This window comes from Streptomyces sp. MMBL 11-1 (assembly GCF_028622875.1).
In the GTDB taxonomy this organism is placed as follows: domain Bacteria; phylum Actinomycetota; class Actinomycetes; order Streptomycetales; family Streptomycetaceae; genus Streptomyces.
The window spans coordinates 3,082,765-3,101,694 of record NZ_CP117709.1 but is presented as its reverse complement, the minus strand read 5'-3'; the positions used below and the strand labels follow the sequence as shown (position 1 = coordinate 3,101,694).

The 18,930-nt window shown below is 70.2% G+C and carries 13 protein-coding genes, 1 tRNA gene and 2 pseudogenes; 8 read left to right on the top strand and 8 right to left on the bottom strand.

Annotated elements, in window-relative coordinates:
- Window positions 1–53 precede the first annotated feature (53 nt).
- From PSQ21_RS13295 to PSQ21_RS13275, 5 genes are all read left to right on the top strand, one after another.
- A complete protein-coding gene (locus tag PSQ21_RS13295) occupies window positions 54–1,319 on the top strand; it encodes a DUF4145 domain-containing protein (protein ID WP_274030717.1) in 1,266 nt (421 codons plus the stop codon).
- A gap of 2 nt (window positions 1,320–1,321) precedes the next feature.
- A complete protein-coding gene (locus tag PSQ21_RS13290; RefSeq protein ID WP_274030716.1) occupies window positions 1,322–2,179 on the top strand; it encodes a carbohydrate kinase family protein in 858 nt (285 codons plus the stop codon).
- The gene (locus tag PSQ21_RS13285) at window positions 2,176–2,802 is read left to right on the top strand and encodes a 2'-5' RNA ligase family protein (protein WP_274030715.1); all 627 of its coding nucleotides are present in this window, start codon (window positions 2,176–2,178) and stop codon (window positions 2,800–2,802) included. The genes PSQ21_RS13290 and PSQ21_RS13285 overlap by 4 nt, the downstream gene beginning before the upstream one ends.
- Window positions 2,799–3,587, top strand: a complete 789-nt coding sequence (locus PSQ21_RS13280; RefSeq protein WP_274030714.1) for an inositol monophosphatase family protein — start codon at window positions 2,799–2,801, stop codon at window positions 3,585–3,587. The genes PSQ21_RS13285 and PSQ21_RS13280 overlap by 4 nt, the downstream gene beginning before the upstream one ends.
- 201 nt (window positions 3,588–3,788) lie before the next feature.
- Complete coding sequence (locus tag PSQ21_RS13275) at window positions 3,789–4,904, top strand: ADP-ribosylglycohydrolase family protein (RefSeq protein WP_274030713.1); 1,116 nt, start codon at window positions 3,789–3,791, stop codon at window positions 4,902–4,904.
- An 80-nt stretch (window positions 4,905–4,984) separates the two neighbouring features.
- Here the strand turns inward: PSQ21_RS13275 and PSQ21_RS13270 are convergent, their stop codons facing one another.
- The 5 genes and pseudogenes from PSQ21_RS13270 to PSQ21_RS13250 form a co-directional block, all read right to left on the bottom strand.
- Complete coding sequence (locus tag PSQ21_RS13270) at window positions 4,985–6,562, bottom strand: sodium:solute symporter family protein (RefSeq protein WP_274030712.1); 1,578 nt, start codon at window positions 6,560–6,562, stop codon at window positions 4,985–4,987.
- A gap of 474 nt (window positions 6,563–7,036) precedes the next feature.
- Window positions 7,037–7,302: pseudogene (locus PSQ21_RS13265) on the bottom strand (SDR family oxidoreductase); the annotation flags it as partial.
- Window positions 7,303–7,610: 308 nt separating this feature from the next.
- Window positions 7,611–7,817 carry a DUF397 domain-containing protein gene (locus PSQ21_RS13260; protein ID WP_274030711.1) on the bottom strand — a complete coding sequence of 69 codons (207 nt, stop codon included), beginning with the start codon at window positions 7,815–7,817 and terminating at the stop codon, window positions 7,611–7,613.
- 206 nt (window positions 7,818–8,023) lie between these two features.
- Entirely contained in the window at window positions 8,024–8,881 is an 858-nt protein-coding gene (locus PSQ21_RS13255; RefSeq protein ID WP_097865652.1) for a helix-turn-helix domain-containing protein, read from the bottom strand.
- 256 nt (window positions 8,882–9,137) lie between these two features.
- The gene (locus PSQ21_RS13250; RefSeq protein ID WP_274030710.1) at window positions 9,138–9,857 is read right to left on the bottom strand and encodes a GOLPH3/VPS74 family protein; all 720 of its coding nucleotides are present in this window, start codon (window positions 9,855–9,857) and stop codon (window positions 9,138–9,140) included.
- A 192-nt stretch (window positions 9,858–10,049) separates the two neighbouring features.
- Here PSQ21_RS13250 and PSQ21_RS13245 point away from each other — a divergent pair, with 192 nt between their 5' ends.
- On the top strand, window positions 10,050–12,677 hold the full coding sequence (locus PSQ21_RS13245) for a serine hydrolase (protein WP_274030709.1): 2,628 nt from the start codon (window positions 10,050–10,052) through the stop codon (window positions 12,675–12,677).
- Window positions 12,678–12,841: 164 nt separating this feature from the next.
- Window positions 12,842–14,896 carry an MFS transporter gene (locus PSQ21_RS13240; protein ID WP_274030708.1) on the top strand — a complete coding sequence of 685 codons (2,055 nt, stop codon included), beginning with the start codon at window positions 12,842–12,844 and terminating at the stop codon, window positions 14,894–14,896.
- Window positions 14,897–14,915: 19 nt separating this feature from the next.
- Here PSQ21_RS13240 and PSQ21_RS13235 read toward each other — a convergent pair whose 3' ends face one another.
- The 3 genes from PSQ21_RS13235 to PSQ21_RS13225 form a co-directional block, all read right to left on the bottom strand.
- Window positions 14,916–15,842 carry an ATP-grasp domain-containing protein gene (locus PSQ21_RS13235; RefSeq protein ID WP_274030707.1) on the bottom strand — a complete coding sequence of 309 codons (927 nt, stop codon included), beginning with the start codon at window positions 15,840–15,842 and terminating at the stop codon, window positions 14,916–14,918.
- A gap of 278 nt (window positions 15,843–16,120) precedes the next feature.
- Window positions 16,121–16,193 (bottom strand) — tRNA-Arg (locus PSQ21_RS13230).
- A 331-nt stretch (window positions 16,194–16,524) separates the two neighbouring features.
- Entirely contained in the window at window positions 16,525–17,973 is a 1,449-nt protein-coding gene (locus PSQ21_RS13225) for an alanine/glycine:cation symporter family protein (RefSeq protein ID WP_274030706.1), read from the bottom strand.
- Window positions 17,974–18,497: 524 nt separating this feature from the next.
- On the opposite strand from PSQ21_RS13225, the pseudogene PSQ21_RS13220 reads away from it, so the two are divergent.
- Window positions 18,498–18,725 (top strand): annotated as a pseudogene (locus tag PSQ21_RS13220) (RNA polymerase sigma factor); the annotation flags it as partial.
- Between the last annotated feature and the right edge of the window lie 205 nt (window positions 18,726–18,930).

The following is an 18,930-nucleotide window of genomic DNA, read 5'->3' as shown; positions in this document are numbered from 1 at the left end:
GCGAGCCCAGTCGTTAACATCAGGTACAAACTGCCGAACAGGACACGGTCGACGTGACGGTCAACGAGGGCGAGTCTCTCCGGCTCTACAAGAAGGCCCTGCGCTATGCCGAATCGGATCCCGAGGTTTTCCTCAGCACGGCACGGCGTGCGGCGGAGGCGATCCTCCTGGACCTGGCCATGAGGGAAGCCATCGGATCCAAGCCGACGCTCGAATCCCTGCTCACGGTCCTCACGGCCAAAGGGGTCGTACCGGCCAAGATGGTGCTCGCCATCCGCACGATCCAGAATTACGGCAACTTCGCCAGCCACGCCCTCGACGGCTCGGGCGACGAGATCTCCGCCGAGGACGTACAGCCCTGTCTCAACGCCCTGACGCAACTGGCGGCCTGGTACGGGCGGACCAGTTCGTCGTTCGCCGAGAGCGAGGGGCATGAGGCGCTGGCCGCCGTGCAGAACACGGCCGGGACGAGCCGCCTGGCCGATTCCACGCTGATCGTGGTGAAGGCGCTGATTCTGGGATGTGGCTTCGACGAGGTGCTGGCCCGACGCAACCACCGCCTGGTGTGTGTACAGCTTCCGTGGTCGGACCAGTTGGTCAGGGAGGTCGCGGAGGGGCGACTGGACCTGGCGATCTACAACGAGCAACGGCTCCTGAGCATGATCGAGGAGGATGGGGAGCTGGGGCACCGGGTGGCCTCCGTGGGCCGCCTCGGCCACTCGATGGGGGGCCGGAACTTCTATCTTCTCGCTGCGCGAGGTGGACGCTGGGGCGGCGTGACAGCGGAGGAATTCCGTGCCGACCCGGCAGGCGCGGTCATCGCCGTACCCAGGTACAGCGACATGTTCGCCAACGTCCTCACCGCCTTCTCCACGGACGAGGCCGGGCTACGGGAGAGAGGGGTACGGATCCTCGACGTGCCGCATCACCTCGGTCTTGAACTCTTCCATCTGAACCGGGACGTCCTGGCCGTCGGCGGACAGAACCTCCGGATGCATGCCCGGGACGAGGACGACTACTTCGAGCTGCTGAACTCCGACATGCTTCCGGCCCCGGTCCAGGCACGGTTACGGTCGGCCGCCGCCAATGTACTCATCGCGAACCGCGCCTGGCTGTCGTCGATCGGTTTCCGGCCGAACGACCTTTTCCGTGAACTGATGCGCCGTTTCCACGACATGGGTGCCGACGCCGACCGCTTGGAGGCCACCGTCGATGAGTTGATCGCACACGCCTCCTTCCCTCTCCAGAGCACCCGGGCCAGCCGGGAGCGGCTGGTGCGCCACGTCCTGTTCGAGAGCTACCGTCTGGGAGACCCGTGACCGTGACCGGCGAGAAACGTGTCCTGGTACTGGGCGGGACCAATTTCGACATCATCGTGCAGGCGGAGGACTTCCCTCAGGAGCACGAGAAGGTCCGGGGCGAGGCCTGCGCGGCGCGTCCCGGTGGGTCGGCGGCGAACACGGCGCTGGGGCTGGCCCGTCAGGGCTGCGAGGTGAGGCTGGCGTCAGCGGTGGGGGACGATGCGCTGGGCCGCCTGTGCCTGGACGATCTGCGGGACGGAGGAGTGGACACGGCGCTGATGCGCGTGGACACCTCCTTGCGGACAAGTATGGCCATCGTGATCTCGTCCGGGACCGGAAAACGGATGATGACGTTTGCCGGTGCCGACCGCGAGCAGGCGTTCCGAGCAGTGACGGAGGCGGACGTGGTGGGCGTGGACCATGTCCACGTCGTTGGAGTGCCCACGCCCGAGCTCGGCCGTGTCGTGGGTCTCGCACGCCGGACCGGCCGTACCGTCTCCGTCGAATGGAACGGCAGGGACATGAGCGAACTGGCGGAGGGGCCGGGGCTGAACCTGATGAACACCGACGAGGCGGGCCGGCTTCCCCGTGCCCTGCCGGGGGACGCCGCCGGTACCGCCCTGCGCTACGCGGAGCGGCTGTCGGGAGAGGTGATTCTGACGCAGGGTGCCGAGGGCGCCCTCTGGGCCGCACCATCCGGTGCGCTGGTGCGCGAACCGACGACGGCCGTGGAGCCCGTGGACCGTACCGGGGGCGGTGACGCCTTCAACGCCGGGGTCATCGCCGGCTGGCTGTTCGGCGAGCCGCCGTCCGTATGCATGCGCAGAGGCCTTGATGCCGCGTTGCACGTGATCACAAAGATAGGAGCTCATCCATGACCAGGTGGCTCGGCGTCGCCCTGCTTCCCCGCGCGGACCACACACGCGCTGCCATCCTGCTGCAAGAGAGTCTGGGCGGTGACGTCCCGCTGCAACCGCCACTGAGCGAGGACGGCAACCTGCCCCATCTGACCGTTTTCCAGGGACCTTTCGAAGACGATCTGGACCCCGAGCGGGAACTGGCGAGGATCGGAGCGTCCGTGAGCCTGCCCGGGCAGCTGTCGCTCGCGTCCGTCGGCATCGTGTACCAGCCGACCGGCTGGCTGTTCATGGCCGTCGAACGGCCCGCGCTGCTGGAGAAGGTCCAGGAAGTCGTCCTCGACGGACTTGCCCCCCGCCTCGACCGGCAGGCGTTCGACACCTCGAAGGACACCTCCAGGTTCACGGAGTCCGAACGTGTCAGCTTCGCCCGGTACGGCTACCGCTACACCGGCGACGCCTACGCACCCCACATCACCCTCGGGCGGACCGACGAGGCCACCGCGCTCGAACTCGTACGGACCGCACCGGAGCGCACCCGCGTGCCCGAGGAGTGGACCTTCGACCGGCTCAGCTTCTACACGATGGGAGAGCACGGCGCCCATGCGGAGAAGTTGGCAGAGCGACCGGTCGCCGCCCTGTGAGTCCCCGGCACACGCTGTATGACGCGGCCACCCTCCACCGCTTCGCCGAGGATGCCGTGGACGCCGGGGTGGAGTGGCTGGCCGGGGAGGGGTCGGGCGGGCTCTGGACGCACAGGCGGTTCAAGTCTTCGGGGGAGGAGGTCACCGATGCCGACATCGAGGTGGAGCGGCGGATGACCCGCGTTCTCGTGGACCGCACTCCGGATATCCCCGTCGTCGGGGAGGAATCGGCAAGCCCGGGCCCGGTACCCGGTACGTGCTGGCTGCTGGACCCCATCGACGGCACGATGAACTTCACCCGAGGAGCCCCCGGGTACGCCGTGTCGCTCGCCTGTGTGGTGGACGGGACGCCGGTGCTCGGTGTGGTGCACGCCCCCGCTCTCGGCCGACGCTGGACTACGGGCGCCGGTGGAGCGAAGGCCGAAGGTACGCGGGGCAGCCGCAGTCTCTCCGCGGCGGTGGTCGGCCTGTCGGGAACGGGGTCCGGCCGTCCACGCTCCGCCCGGCTCATCGGCCGGCTGTACGACATGGCCCACCGGATCAGACTGCAAGGTGCGATGAGCCTGGATCTGGTGGGGGTGGCGGAGGGCTGGCTGGACGCCTGCGTCTGCCTCGGCCCGGGCCCCTGGGACGTGGCGGCGGGCGTCGCCCTGGTGCGGGAGAGGGGCGGCGCGGTGCTGGGAGCGGGCGGGGGCGCCTACACCACGCAGTCCCCGATCCTGGCTGCGGGCGCCGATCCGGTCGCCCGTGAGCTCATTGCGCTCTGGGAGTCTCTCGACAGCTGACGACGCCCCCCCACGGGCTGCGGAACAGGTGAGGCGCGGCGTACCAGTCCGGCCCAAAAACGACCTGCGGGACGTCCGTCGTCATACCCGTACGTACCCGGGTCGGCCCCCTCTACCGCCCGTTCCCGTTCGATTACAGTGCTTGCGCGGTCGCCCGCAGAGGCCCCGCGCGGCGAGCAAGCGGTGACGGGGAGGGGCGGGGTGAGCACAGGGACCACGGCGGTCTGGGGCCGGGCCGAACAGCAGGACTTCCGCAGCCGGGTCCGCGGGGCGCTGCTCGGCGGGGCTGTCGGGGACGCGCTCGGGGCCGGGGTCAGCGGGCTCGTGCTGGAGGAGATCCGCGCCGCCCACGGGGTCGAGGGAGTCACCGACTACGTCCCCGCGCACGGCAGGCGCGGTGCCGTCACCGCCCTCACCCAGCTCACCCTGTTCACCGTCGACGGGCTGATCCGCGCCCAGGTCCGCCGTGACACCGGGGCCTGGCACCCGCCCACCGATGTGCACCGGGCCCATCTGCGCTGGGCCGCCACCCAGCACGACTGGGGGCCGGACGAACGGCGCGAGGACAACGGCTGGCTGGCCGCCGAGGAGTGGCTCTACGCCCGCCGCGCCCCGGCCCGGGAATGCCTGGGCGGTTTCGGCGACCCCGTCATGGGCACCCTCGACCGGCCGAAGAACCCCACCGCCCGGGACGCGGGCGCGCTCACCCGGTCCGCGCCGTTCGGGCTTCTCGTGGGCTGGGAGCCGGGGCTCGTGCTCCAGCTGGCCGTCGAGTGCGCGGCCCAGTCCCACGGCCACCCCGCCGCTCAGCTGGCCGCCGGAGCCTTCGCCGTACTCGTGCACGGGCTGGCGCGGGGCGAGAGCCTGGACGGGGCCGTACAGAACGTGCTGGCGCTGCTCGCCGAACGCCCCGGCCACGAGCCGGTGACCGAGGCCCTGCGGCAGGCCCTCGGCTCGGTGCGGCAGGGCATTCCCGGGCCGGCCCTGATCGAGGCGCTGGGTGCGAGCGACGCTGCCGAGGAGGTCCTCGCCGTGGCCGTGTACTGCGCGCTGGTCAGCGAGGACGTCCGGCACGGGCTGCGGCTCGCGGTGAACCACAGCGGCCCCTCCCGTGCCACCGGGGCGGTCTGCGGGGCGCTGCTCGGGGTGTTGCACGGCGAGACCGCGCTGCCGCCGGCCTGGCTCGCGGAGCTGGAGGGGCGGGGCACGCTCCTCGAACTGGCCGACGACTTCGCGATGGAGATGACCCAGGGCCCCGCCCTGCACAGCCCGACGGCCGTCGCCCCGGGCTGGCTGGCCCGCTACCCGCGCGGCTGAGGGGCAGGGCCGGCCGGCCGGCCGCGCGGCCGGGGGGCGGGCAGGCCGGTTACCCGCGCGGCCGGGGGCGGGCAGGCCGGTTACCCGCGCGGCTGGGGGGCGGGGGCCGGGCCTCCGTCCTGGGCGGGGATCACGGCGGCCGTCGCCGTACCGTCCCCGTCGTCCCCGTCGCCCTCGTTGATCCGGGTCAGCAGCGCGTCGCGCTCCGGGGTGTCCTCCGGCTTGACGAAGCCGATCAGGATGTAGAGCACGAGCGAGACGGCGAGCGGCACGGACACCTGGTACTGGAGCGGCACCCCGCCCTCGACGGCCCAGTGGACCGGGTAGTTGACCAGCCAGAAGGCGAACAGCCCCGAGGCCCAGCTGACCAGCGCGGCCGTCGGCCCGGACTTCCGGAACGGGCGCAGCAGACCCAGCATGAACGGGATCGCGATCGGGCCCATCAGCCCGGCGACCCACTTGATCACGACAGTGATGATGTCCTTGAACGCGGGGGAGTTGATCTGCGTCGCGATCGCCATCGACAGCGCGAGGAAGGCCACGGTGGTCCAGCGGGCCGCGATCAGTCCGGCGCGTTCGTTCCAGCCGCGCGCCGCCTTCGAGAGCGCCGGAGCGATGTCCCGGGTGAAGACGGCCGCGATGGCGTTGGCGTCCGAGGAGCACATGGCCATCGTGTGGGAGAAGAAACCGACGATGACCAGGCCCAGCAGGCCGTGCGGCAACAGCTGTTCGGTCATCAGCGCGTAGCTGTCGGAGGCGTCCGGCTTCTGCGCGTCGACCAGCAGCGGGGCGCACCACATCGGGAAGAACAGCACCAGGGGCCAGACGAACCACAGGACCGCCGACAGCCGGGCGGACCGGGTCGCGGAGGCGGCCGAGTCGGTCGCCATGTACCGCTGGGCCTGGTTCCACATGCCGCCGTTGTACTCGAAGGTCTTGATGAACAGGAACGCCATCAGGAACGTCACCGTGTAGGGGCCGGCGGTCGGGTCCGCGTGCCCGTCCGGGAGCTTGTCCCAGACCGTCCACAGGGTGGAGAAGCCGTCGAGCTTGCTCATCACGGCGAGCAGCATCGCCAGTCCGGCGAACAACTGGATGATGAACTGGCCCAGTTCGGTGAGGGCGTCCGCCCACAACCCGCCGACCGTGCAGTAGATCCCGGTGACGACGCCGGTGATCAGGATGCCCTCGGTGATGGAAAGGCCGGTGAACACGGACAGCAGGGTGGCGATGGCCGCCCATTTGGCGCCGACGTCCACGATCTTCAGCAGCAGTCCCGACCAGGCGAGCGCCTGCTGGGTCTGGAGGTTGTAGCGGTTCTTGAGGTACTCCAGTGGCGAGGCGACGTGGAGCCGTGAGCGCAGCCGGTTCAGCCGGGGTGCGAAGAGCTTCGCCCCGATGAAGATGCCGATGGCGATGGGCAGCGACCAGGTCACGAAGGACGTGACCCCGTACTGGTACGCGATGCCGGCGTAGCCGGTGAACATCACCGCGCTGTAGCCGGACATGTGGTGCGAGATGCCCGACAGCCACCACGGCATCTTGCCGCCGGCCGTGAAGAAGTCGCTGACGTTGTCCACGCGCTTGTGCGACCAGAGTCCGATCGCGACCATCACGCCGAAGTAGCCGATGAGTACAGCCCAGTCGAGACTGTTCATGTCCCCCTCCAGGGGTCCGCCTTGTGAACGGGATCGCACTTCGCCGGTACGGCCGTTCAGCGGCATCCCCGTGCGGGAGCGGGGACTTCGGGGATTGAACCCCTTGCGCGTGTCCTCGGTCAAGGCAGCCTGACGGTCATGCATGTGAACGGAGGTCATCACGGCGAACGATTTTGCTTGTTCTTGACCTTGTGGGGCGTTGTCGCGAACGTGACCGCGACCACACGATGGGCGAGCACTTCGTCAGGCTGTGCAGAGACGTCAGGGAGTACGCGGCAACACGCGAAGGCCGCACGGGATGCGGGTCCCGTGCGGCTGAGAAGTCGGGAGGGAGGACGCCTCGTGCGCGAGTAGTGGCAAGTGGTGGCGAGCGGTGCTAACAGTGCGGGTAGCGCGAGGAGTTGCTGGCCGTGCGGGTGGTGCGAGCGGTTGCGAGCAGGGCGTGGGTGTCGGCGCATCATGCGGGGCTCTGCGTCAGCGCAACAGCTCGCCCGCGCTGACCAGCAGCGGCGGGCCGGTGATCGACCGGGCCCGGTCGGAGGCAAGGAGGGCGACGGCCTCCGTCACATCCCCGTCCGTGGCCAGCTCCGGCAGCGCCATCCGCTCGGGGAGCCGGGTGAGCACCTCGGACTCCGGTACGCCCTCGGAGTGCGCGGCGAACCGGGCGTACCTACGCCTGCGCCGGCGGCCCCCCATATCCAGCCCGGCAGCGCCGTGTTCACCCGGATCCGGTGAGGACCCGCGGGCCTGTTGGGAGGAGCGCTTCGGTGGCCTGGACGCTGCGGTCGCGGAGACCGGTGTCGGGCGGGTGGAACTGGTCGCGCCGTTCGTGCCGACCGTGCCGGGCATGGACTGGTACGTCGATCGGCTGCGGGGACGCCGGAGGTGGTGCCGGATCGTGTCGAGCCCCCTCGGCCAGGACGGCGAACCGGTCGAGAGGGCCCCATCAGGTGGTGCGGTGGTGCGGTGGTGCTGCCATGCATGGTCGCTGATGCGCGATCAGCGCTGCGTGATCAGAAATGATGCATGATCAGCGGTTATGTGGTGATCAGGAGTTGATCGTGCCCGAGGCGACGTCGCGCACGAACGCGTTCCACGCACCGGGGACGAAGGTGAGCGAGGGGCCCTGGGGCGCCTTCGAGTCACGGACGGCGATGGACAGAGCGACCGGGGACTTGACCTCGACGCACGCGCCGTTGCCCCCGGAGTACGACGACTTCGTCCACTTGTCCGTAGCACCCTGAAGAATTGCCATGTTCACTCCGGTTCAGAGAGTTGGGTGAGTCGCACCAACCTGATTCCGATTGGCGTGATCGACGCTACTCGCCAAGCCCCGTCCATGAGATGGCCGTTCACTCGACCAGGTGGTCTTTCCCTGGTAAGCCTTCCGTGGTGAGTGGGTGGCGGTGTACCATCCCGCCGCCGCCCACTCAACGCTCCCTGGGTTCCGTCGCGGGGTCGTCAGCTCGTGTACGACTTCGCGATCTTGCTGATGAACTCCCGGGTCTGCTCCACGTTCAGCGCCTGCGCCCGCAGGTGCTCGTACATCACGCTGTAGCGCTGCACGTCGTTCGCCTTCTCCAGATAGAGATCGCTCGTGACGCCCTCGATGTAGACGACGCTGGAGTCAGCGGCGTCGGGGAACTCCAGGATCGCGTACTGGCCGTTGATGCCCGGGTGCGCGCCCATGTCGAACGGCAGGACCTGCACGGTCACGTGCGGCAGGTGGGACTGCTCGACGAGGTGTTCCAGCTGGTCGATCATCACCTGCTTGTCGCCGACCACCCGGCGCAGCGCCGACTCGTCGATCACGGCCCAGAGCCGCAGCGGGTTCTCCGCCGCGTTGACCCGGTCCTGCCGCCGCGACCGTACGTTGACCCGCTTCTCGATGTCCGACGGAGGGGCTTCGGGAAGCGCGCCGCTGATCAACGCCTCGGCGTACGCGCGGGTCTGGAGCAGGCCCGGGACCATCTGGGGCTCGTACACCCGCAGCGACTCCGCGTCGGTCTCCAGACCGATGTAGACGCTGTACGGGATGTCGCCGAAGGCGTGCCACCAGCCCTGCTGGCGGGAGTCCTTCGCCATCTGCATGAGCGAGTCGACGATGCGGTGGTCCTCGACCTCGTACACCCCGCAGAGGTCGCGCACATCGCGCTGGCTGATGGAGCGGCGGCCGTTCTCCAGGCGGCTGATCTTCGACTGCGATACCAGCAGCCGCTCCGCCACTTCCTCGGCTGTCATACCTTTGAGTTCGCGCAGGCGGCGCAATTCCTGGCCCAACCTGCGTCGCCTGACAGTGGGATTGACGTTGGACGGCACGGAAACGGCACCTCCGGCTATGTAGCTGTGCGTATCTACTGCTCAGCAGATTGCCACCCCTTGCCCCGGCCGCGCTGGGAAACGGCCACACGCGGGGCGCGGGGGGCGTACGCACCGGTGCGCGGGAGGGCGCACAAGCGCACGGGGCAGCCGGTGATGGTGACTACCGGCTGCCCCGTGCGTGGTGCGGCTCCCGGACCGTGTCCTGTGACGACTGACGACGGTACGGCGGTGTGCTGTTCTCAGGTCCGTGCGGTCAGCTCGCGGCGGTGTGCGCCATGCTGCCGCGACGGGCCTGTGCTTGCGGCTGCAACGGAACACCCGCTGCCTGCTGCGTACGGCGTGGCTGGACGGCCACGCCGTTCTGGACGTCCATCACGGCGTGCGCCACGAGTCCGCCCATCGGGTCGTGCCTGATCAGGTCCCGGAGCCGGGAGCGCGATGAGCGCCCCTCGTTCCCGGGGTACAGGTGCTTGCCGAGTCCGACCGCGTGGGCCAGTGCGGCGAGCGCCGCGGTCCGCGGGTCCGGCGGTACGCCGGTGCGGATCGCACTGTCCAGCCGGGTCCTGATGTCCCGGCTGATCGCCGTCTCCGTCGCCTGGTAGCGAGTCGTCGGCAGCACTCCGCACATCTGGCCCGCCACGGCATGAACCATGCCGCACCGCTCCAGATGCGCGAGATAGATCTGGCGCAGCCCCAGCCGGGGCCCGCCGATCCAGTGGACCGCCCGAACCGGGCTGCCACGACGGCGCAGCAGCTCCAGTGCGGAGTCCAGAGTCGGATCTCCTGTCGGCCGTGGCATCACCACGGCGATACGATCCCCGTCAGGGGCTATCCGTCCTGCCAGAGCCAGCTCCACTAGCTGTGCCCCGGCCAGGCCGAGGTCGAGCGACTGCGGCTGCGCTGTGGTACCCGTGGCCGGGTCCAGAGCGAGCAGCAAAAGCTCCTCCGGGATTGTTCTGCGGCTCCTGCCCATCCATGCCTCCCCGCGTGGATGTCTGACAGGGTGACCCCTCTCACATTGGTCTGTCGAGAGCGCCTGCCTGCTTTGTAAGGGAACCAGTAGGTATGTCGTTCTCGTCTAGCAGCTCGGCCAGGGGTTCACACAGGACACTGGTAGATGGTTCGGACAGCGCGGGGTGGCCCCGCAGCGCATGAGGAGGCATCGGTGGCGGGCGAGTCCCCCGACAAAACGGAGCAGCAGAAGTCGTCGGGGACGGCTGCGGAGGAACGCGACCCGCGCTTCGCCGTGTTCCGTGCCCCTGGCGCCGACAGGGACGCGGACAAGAACAGGCGCACGGAGACGGACACGCACACGGACTCGGACTCGGGCGCCGATACGGACGTGGACGCGGGAGCCGCCTCCGACACGGCGACCGCTGTGTTCCGCCCCCGGCTTCCGGGGGATGCCGCCCCGCGTGAGCCCGAGGCGGAATCCTCCTCCGCGGCGCGTGAGCCGGAGGCCGGGCCGACGGCTGCCTCCGAGCCGGAGCCCGGCTCCGGCGCAGAGTCCGGGACGGAGACCGCGTCCGAGCCGCAGAGCGCGCCCGTGGAGGCCTCCACGGCCTCCGGGGAGCCCGCCACGCCCGCGGCGGGCGCGGGAGCCGTCGAGGGCCGTACGAGCCCGGAGACGGACGCGGAGGCGCCTGGCGCGGAGACGGCTGACGACTCCGGCCCCGGCCCCGAGGCCGGGGACGGCCGGCTGCGTGACGTGGTGGCCGCGTGGGTCGACGCCGCGGCCGAGGACAAGCCGACGGCGGCCACCGAGGACGACGCGGACTCCGGTACGACGTCCGGTGCGGACTCCGGTACGACGTCCGGTGCGGACTCCGGTACGACGTCCGGTGCGGAGTCCGGTGCGGAGTCCGGGACCGACGCCAAGGACGAGCCTTCCGCGACAGCGGAGCCGGAAGCGGAGCGCGGGGCGGACGTGGGTCCGGAGCCGGAGGGTGAGCCCGACGACAAGCCGAAGCCCGACGCCGACCCGGACAGCGCGACGTCCGACACCGCCCGAGGGCCCGGGTCCGGGTCCGGGGCCGAACCGGATTCCACCCCTGAGCCGGACGCCGACGACACCTCCGAGCCGCGTGGAGTCGATCAGCCCACCGCCATCTTCAAGGCGATCAAGCCGGTCGAGCCGGTTGAGCCGGTTGTGGCGGCCGACCGGGTCGATCAGGCGACGACCGCGCTGAAGCTCCCGCCGCGCGAGGACAAGCCCGAGAGCAAGCCCGGGAGCCCGTCCGAGAGCAAGTCCGGGAGCGAGCCCCGTAGCGGGGACAAGCCCGGGAGCGGGGACAAGCCCGGGAGCGGGGACAAGCCCGAGAGCGAGGCCGAGCGCACGAGCACGTTCGTGCCACTGCGTTCCGACGACGTACGGCCGGCCCCCGCGCCCCGCAAGCCGGAGCCCGGGGCCGAGCCCCGTCCGGATGCCGGCTCTCCGGCCTCCCCGCCGCCCGCCGCCCCGTCCTGGGCGGCGGCCGAGCGGACCCGGCAGCAGCCGCTGCCGCCGAGGCCGCCGCTCGACCTGCTCGCCGAGCTGACGAACACCCCGCCGCCCCCGGAGACCCCGGTCCGGACCGCCGTCCGACGGGTCAAGATCTGGACCCCGCTGGTACTCCTCCTGTTGATCGTCTTTGCGATCGTGCAGGTGATGCGCCCGCTGCCGGAGCCCTCGCTCGAGCTCACGGCGAAGCCGACGTACACCTTCGAGGGCGGGGAGACGAAGCTGTCCTGGCCGGGCCAGGGGCAGTCGGCCGTGATGATCGACGGCGTCGGGTCGCTCGGTTCCGAGGGCGCGCAGAAGCCGGCCCCGATCGCCAGCGTCGCGAAGGTCATGACCGCTCACGTGATCCTTCAGGAGCACCCCCTCAAGGGTGACGAGGAGGGTGAGACGATCACCGTTGACCAGAAGGCCGAGGACGAGTCCAAGCGGCCCGACGAGTCGACGGCCCCGCTGACCAAGGGGCAGAAGCTCACCCAGCGGCAGATGCTCCAGCTGCTGATGATCCCCTCGGGGAACAACGCGGCGCGGCTGCTCGCCCGCTGGGACGCGGGGTCCGAGGAAGCGTTCATCGACAAGATGAACGCCGAGGCCAAGAAGCTCGGGATGACCGGGTCGACGTACACGGACCCGAGCGGGCTGGAGAAGACCACGGTCTCCACCGCCACCGACCAGCTGAAGCTGGCGCAGGCGGTCATGCGCAACGAGGTCTTCAGGAAGATCGTGGACATGCCCGAGATCGAGATCGAGGGCATAGACGGCAAGATCTACAACAACAACAACCTCTTGCTGCAGCCGGGCGTGAGCGGCATCAAGACCGGGTCCTCCACCCCTGCGGGCGGCAACCTGCTCTGGTCCGCGAACACCAAGGTCGACGGCAAGATGCTGTGGATCTACGGAGCGGTCATGGGCCAGCAGGCCGGTACCGGCCGGGTCTACGACAGCCTGGAGCTGTCCCTCCAGAACAGCCTGAAGCTGATCAAGGACGCGCAGGAGGCCGCCACCTCGGCGACGGTGGTGAAGAAGGGCGATGTCGTCGGGTACGTGGACAACGGGTTCGGCGGACAGACCCCGGTGATCGCCACCAAGAACCTCAAGGCGGTCGGCTGGTCCGGCCTGGAGGTCGAGCTGGAGGTCACGGAGAACGGCAAGGGCATCGACCAGGCCGCGAAGGCCGGGAGCGAGGTCGGCATGGTGACCGTGGGGACCGGCACCGGAAAGGTCACGGCCCCGGTGGCGCTGCAGAGCGATCTGACCGAGCCGGCCTTCGGCGACAAGCTGACGCGGATCGGCTGAGACACCCGATCGGGGATGGGGAGGGGCGACGCCGTGGGCCGCCCCTCCCCGTATATGACAGAGATACGTGCAGGGGGTACGTGTTAGCGTCCCCGGACAACTCAGGGATGCTGGGACGCGTCCTTGACGAGGTACGGGGCCGGCGGAGGACGGGGAGAGCCGTAGTGACCACCGCGGAGCCGAAGCCCGGCCGCGAGGCGGACGAGACCACAGGGGTGGCCGGGAGCGACGCCGTGCACGCTCGCGTGCCGTCCCCCCGTGTCCCGGAGTCCACTGATTCCCCGGTTTGCCTGGATTCCCCGGATTCTGCGGATTCTGCGGATGCCGCGGATCCCGTGAGGTCTCCGGTCTCCCTCGACTCTCCTGGTTGCTCCGATCCTTCCGATTCCCCCGGGGCTCCCGGGTCTCCCGAACCTGATGCCACCGTGACCCCTGATCGGTCTTGTTCCTCCGTGGACGCGGAGCCCTCCGGGGCCGCGAGCGCCGCTCCCGGGCCGTCTTCCGCCAGGGCCCGCCGACTGCTGCGGCACCCCGTCACCATCGCGACAGCCGCCGCCGCCGTCGCCCACCTGCTCTGGTTCTTCTTCTTCGCCAACACGGGCGGCGACATCGCCGCGCAGGACGCGTGGGCCGAGTTCGTGGGCCGGCACCCCGGCACGGCGTACAACCTGGCCTGGTACGGGGGCATGCACCCCGTCTCGTACAGCGTGGTCTCGCCCTACCTGATGTCGCTGCTCGGCGTCCGTACGACGATGATGATCGTCGGCACGGTCTCCTCCGCGCTGACCGCGCTGATCCTTGTGCGGGTCCCGGCCGTCCGCAATCCGCTGGCCTGCTCGCTCGCCGGGGTCTTCGCGTTCCTGTGCAACGCGCTGTCGGGCCGGGTGACCTTCGGGCTGGGCATGATGTTCGCCGTCGGCGCGGTGGCCGCGGTGTTCTGCTGGCCCTACCGGTGGCGGTACAAGCGGTGGGCCAAGGCCGCCGTCGCCGCCCCGCTCGCCGCGCTCGCCACCGCGTCCAGCCCCGTCGCCGGACTCTTCCTGGGCGTCGTCGCGGCAGCGTTGTTCCTCCACAGACGGCGCCCCGGCGCGTACGCGATCGGGCTCGCCCCGGTGGCCGTGGTGGGGCTGTCCGCCTGGCTGTTCCCGTTCTCGGGTACGCAGCCGATGTCTCTCGGGACGCTGTCGCTGCCGTTCATCTTCGCGGTCCTCGTGTACGTCCTCGTACCGCGCGACTGGAGCACGGTCCGCACCGCCGCCGCCGTCTACGGGCTCGGCACGCTGCTCACGTACGTCATCGACTCGCAGATCGGGTCGAACATCACGCGCATGGCGATGCTGTTCGCCGGGGTGGTGCTGCTCGCCGCCCTGCCGTACGCGGTGCCGCGCAGCCGCCGCTGGTACGCCCTGGTCCTGGCCTTCGTGGGGCTCAACTTCTGGATCGGCTTCAAGGGCGTCGACGACATCGTCCGTACCGCGCCCGCCGCGTCCTGGAACCGCGAACTGGCCCCGCTGATCAACCAGCTCCAGCAGGTGGAGGCGGAGCGCGGCCGGGTCGAGGTGGTGCCCGCGAGCAGTCACCGCGAGTCATCGGCGCTCGCCCCGTACGTCAACCTGGCGCGCGGCTGGAACCGCCAGGCGGACATGAAGCGCAACCCGCTCTTCTACGACGACACGCTCGACCCGGTGAACTACCGGGAGTGGCTGGACCGCTGGGCCGTGCACTACGTGGTGCTGCCCAAGGACCGGCCGGACAACGGGGCGATCCAGGAGGCGGAGCTGGTCGAGCAGGGGCAGCCCTACCTGCGCGAGATCTGGGGCGACGCGAACTGGAAGCTTTTCCGCGTGCTGGACCCCGTGCCGCTGGCCGACCCGCCGGCGACGGTGGAGCGGGCGGGCGCGGACGAGCTGACGATCACGGTGAAGTCGGCGGGCCGGGTGCTGATCCGGATCCCGTACACCCGCTGGCTTGCCCTCGTCGACGAAGAGGGCAAGAGCGTGGAGCGCCCGGTGGAGACCGAGGAGTCGAAGGAGCGGTCGCAGCTGGACGACACCGCGCCGAAGACGTATCTCAACACCCACGGCTGCCTGAACAAGGTCGAGGAGGGCCCGTACGGCGACGAGTGGACCGAACTGCTCGCGCCGCGACCGGGCGTGTACCGGCTGGCGGCCCCGTACCAGCTCCAGCCGGGCACGCCCTGCCCCGAAGAGCTGAGCTGACGGTCTTCCGGCCGCGGCTCTACCGCACGAAGCCGCGGTCGTGCGATGACAGGTCCGTGGCGGGTCCGGCGGCGCGGAGGACCGTGTCGAGGGCCCGGCCCGGGTCGGCCGAATAACATCCGCTCGCCCAGGCGGCGTTGGCTTCGATGACGGCCCATCGGCCCTCGTCGTCCCGGCCGACGTCGACGACGATCGCGGACGGCAGGGTCTCCGCGGCGGCCGCGAGGACGTCCCGCCCGAAGGCCAGCGCGCCGCCGTCCGGCGGCCCGAGCCGCAACCGGCCGGCCTCGGCGTACTGCCCGGCCGTGTGGACGGCCCCGTCGAGCAGATGGAGCCGGTACTCGACGGCGAACGTCATCACGTCGCTCACCAGCACCGGGGTCGCCGGATCCACGGCGTCCGGTCCGGGGAGCCGGGACCCGTCCGCGTACACGAGCGCCGGAATGCTCTTGTCGTTGGGTGACTTGACGAAGGCGGGGCGTCGCAGCCGGTACGCCTCGCCGATGGGCATCGCCCGGATCTCCCGCCGGGTGAGCGCCCGTGGGAGCCGCGCGAGCCAGTCGGCGGGGGCCTCCAGGAGCGCGATCCCGAGCGCGGGGGCCACGACGTCGGCGAAGGAGGGACCGGCGTGCAGATGCACGGCATGACCTTCACCTTCACCTTCACCTTCGGTGCCCCTGGTGCCCTCGGTGCTTCCGGTGCTCATGGTGCTGCCGGTGTCCTCGGTGCTGCCGGTCCTCCCGGTGCCTGCGGTCAGCCCCGCCTCCTCCAGCCACCCCGCTTCCTCCGCCCACCTCGCCCACCCCGGGCTTCCCAGCCCTTCCGGTACCGCGGAGGCCGTTGCCTCCACGATCCGCAGACCGCGCCGCAGCGCGGTTGCACGCAACGCGCGGGCGGAGGCGGTGAGCCGGGGCGGGAGGACGAGGATGCGCGGCGGGCAGGTCATGGCCGCAGATCCTCCCGCACGGGAGCGCCGCGCCGCACCGGTTTTTCCGCCACGGCAGGGCTGGGACGGGACCGGCGGGAACGCGGGGCCGGAGGGGCGGGGGAGCCACGTTAGGCCCGGGGCTGACGGAAGCCGACGCCTGCGGTCTCCCGCGTAGCTCACACGCCCCCTCACATCCCCCCTCGCACCCCCCTCACGCAAACGGCCCCGGACGAGGAGTCCGAGGCCGAGCAGAAGCCCTCCCTGGGGGAACCCCAGGTCGGAGCGGTAGCGCGTTGTGCCCCCGGCAGGATTCGAACCTGCGACACCCGCTTTAGGAGAGCGGTGCTCTATCCCCTGAGCTACGAAGGCCGGAGCTTGCCGAAAACCTTGCCGGAAACCCCGAGGGGAATGCCGGGCGGAGTGAGGCAAGCGCCCTGGTCATGCGACCCTGTGGCGGTGCGCGGTAGGGGTCCGGAAGGACACTTTCCCGAGCAGGCGCGCTGGAGGTCGACTGACCGCTGACAGCCTAGCGGATAGGGATTGCGGAGGTCGCCCCCGTTCCCGCTGTGCGCCGCGAGACGTTCGCGCCGCGGCTGGATGCGGTACCTGGGATGCGGGCCCGACCTCGAAACACCAGAGGGCGGCACCCCTCCCGGAATGCCGCCCTTCGATGCGTACGGTCGCGCGGGGCGCGTCCGTGTCAGTGCGAGCCGACCGGCATCCGCCCCTGCGGTGTGGCGTCCTGGTCCGACGGGCCCCAGCATTCCACCTCGCCGCGCAGGCCCTGGACCTGGTCCTTGCGGAAGACCGGGTCGAGCCCTTGGCGGCGCTGGGCCAGGTAGTCGTCGAGGAGGCGGAAGGCGACCGCGCTGAGGGGGATGATCGCGATCAGGTTGACCAGGGCCATCGCGCCCATCGTGACGTCCGCGAGGCTCCAGACCAGCGGGACGGAGCCGATCGCGCCGAGGACGGCGCAGGCGATGACCACCGCACGGTACGTGCTCATCACGCCCTTGCTGCGGGTGATGAACTGGATGTTGGACTCGCCGTAGTAGTAGTTACCGATCATGGAGCTGAAGGCGACCATGAAGACCACCAGGGTCAGCAGGTGGCCGGCCCAGTCGCCGAGCGCGCTGGTGAAGGCGGCCTGCGTGACGTCCGCGCCGCCGCGCTCACCGAGGGTCGGGTTGGCGGAGAGGATCACGAAGGCGGTCATGGTGCAGATGACCAAGGTGTCGAAGTAGACGCCGAGGGCCTGGACCAGGCCCTGCTTGACCGGGTGCGTGGTCTCCGCGGCCGCGGCGGCGTTCGGGGCGGAACCCATGCCCGCCTCGTTGGAGAACATGCCGCGCCGCACACCCTGCAGGATCGCCGTGCCCACGGCGCCGCCCGCGACCTCGCGGAAGCCGAAGGCGCCGCCGATGATGTCGCCGAGCATGCTCGGCACGTTGCCGAGGTTGAGGAGCACGATGACCAGGCCGGTCAGCAGGTAGAGCGCGGCCATCACCGGGATGATGACCTTGGTGACGGCCGTCAGGCGCTTCACGCCGAAGAACACCGCGAGTGCGAGCAGCACGGCGAGCACGACGCCGAGGACGGGATTGAACCAGGAGGAGTCCGAGCCGAAGGAGCCCTTCGTGGCCAACGTGATCGTGTTGGACTGCACCGCGGTCAGCACGAACCCGAACGTCAGCGTGATCAGCACGGCGAAGACCACGCCGAGCCAGCGCATTCCGAGAGCCTTCTGCATGTAGTAGGCCGGGCCGCCCCGGTACGTACCGGGCTCGGTGTCGCGCACCTTGTACAGCTGGGCCAGGACCGACTCGACGAACGCCGAGGCTCCGCCCACCAGGGCCATCATCCACATCCAGAAGACGGCTCCGGGGCCGCCCATGGTGATCGCGGTGGCCACACCGGCGATGTTGCCGGTGCCGATCCGCGCGGCGGCGGAGATGGTGAAGGCACCGAAGGGGCTGACGCCGGACTTCGGCTTGTCCCTGACGACCCGCAGCATTTCCGGAATCAGGCGGATCTGCACGCCCTTGGAGCGCAGCGTGAACCAGGCGCCGGCGACAGCGACCAGCGGAATCAGCAGGTATGTCCAGAAGACGTCGTTGAACTCGACGACCCAGGTTTCCAACGTGCCCATGTGGATGTACCCGGTTCCTTGTGAGTCGGGGAATCGGCTCGGCCTCTGCGTGTGCGTACAGGTCGTGTACGGAGCGGAGGGTTGGCCCGGACGACGCGGAGCCGAATACTCCGCAAACCACAGGACTGTAGGCCGGGGTGACCGCCCCTGCCTATGGCCCCCGAAAGTGGTCTATCTCATATAAGCCCGATATCGGTGGGAAATCCCCGGCTGCGGCCGTCGTCAGGGCGGGTCCCTGGCGCCCGCTCCGTCGATCGATGCCACGTCGATACCACGAAGCCCGAGGTTCCTTCGTGAAGACGTCGTGAAGACAGGGTCGCCGTCGGCAGTGCCGGCGGGCGGAGTGGGCGCCGCTCCTCGGGTTGGTTGAGCGTGCGAGCGTGCCCCCGCGTCGGTCGCTCTGTGTCGACTCTGTGCCGCCTCTGTGCTGGTTGTGCTGGCTGTGTGCTCTTCGCGGGTTCGCCGCGACGGCCCGGGCGGGCCTGCTGTGATGTGCGTCACCGGGAATTGCGGGACAGTCCTTCGTCTTCCGGCATGCCGTCCGGGCCACCGGAGACCGGAGCGCGGCCGAGGACGTCGTGTCGCTGACGTGTCTGGAGGCGTGGCGGCTGCGCGGGAAGCTGCGGGACGAGGGGGAGAGCCCGGGGCCGTGGCTGATGGGCATCGCCGTCAACGTGCTGCGCAACACGAGGCGTTCGGCCCGCCGCCATGAACGGGCGCCGGCCAGGATGCCGTTATGGGACGCCCTACCCGGCTGTACCGCGCGCGGACCCACCCCCTGGCGGCGCGAAGAGCCGCTCGACCATGCGGAACTGGCCGTGATCCGGAACTCTCCCAACCGCCTGAGCGGCCTTGAGGAGCACCTGACGACCGAGATCCGCAACCAGACACCCGACACCTCGCCCGGTGCCGCGCCTGGCACCTCATCCGGCATCTCGCCCGGCACCTCACCCCACA

Coding starts and splice junctions, on each gene's coding strand:
- PSQ21_RS13285 (WP_274030715.1), top strand. CDS start 2,176: ATGACCAGGTGGCTCGGCGTCGCCCTGCTTCCCCGCGCGGACCACACA.
- PSQ21_RS13270 (WP_274030712.1), bottom strand. CDS start 6,562: ATGAACAGTCTCGACTGGGCTGTACTCATCGGCTACTTCGGCGTGATG.
- PSQ21_RS13260 (WP_274030711.1), bottom strand. CDS start 7,817: ATGGCAATTCTTCAGGGTGCTACGGACAAGTGGACGAAGTCGTCGTAC.
- PSQ21_RS13250 (WP_274030710.1), bottom strand. CDS start 9,857: ATGGGCAGGAGCCGCAGAACAATCCCGGAGGAGCTTTTGCTGCTCGCT.
- PSQ21_RS13235 (WP_274030707.1), bottom strand. CDS start 15,842: ATGACCTGCCCGCCGCGCATCCTCGTCCTCCCGCCCCGGCTCACCGCC.
- PSQ21_RS13225 (WP_274030706.1), bottom strand. CDS start 17,973: ATGGGCACGTTGGAAACCTGGGTCGTCGAGTTCAACGACGTCTTCTGG.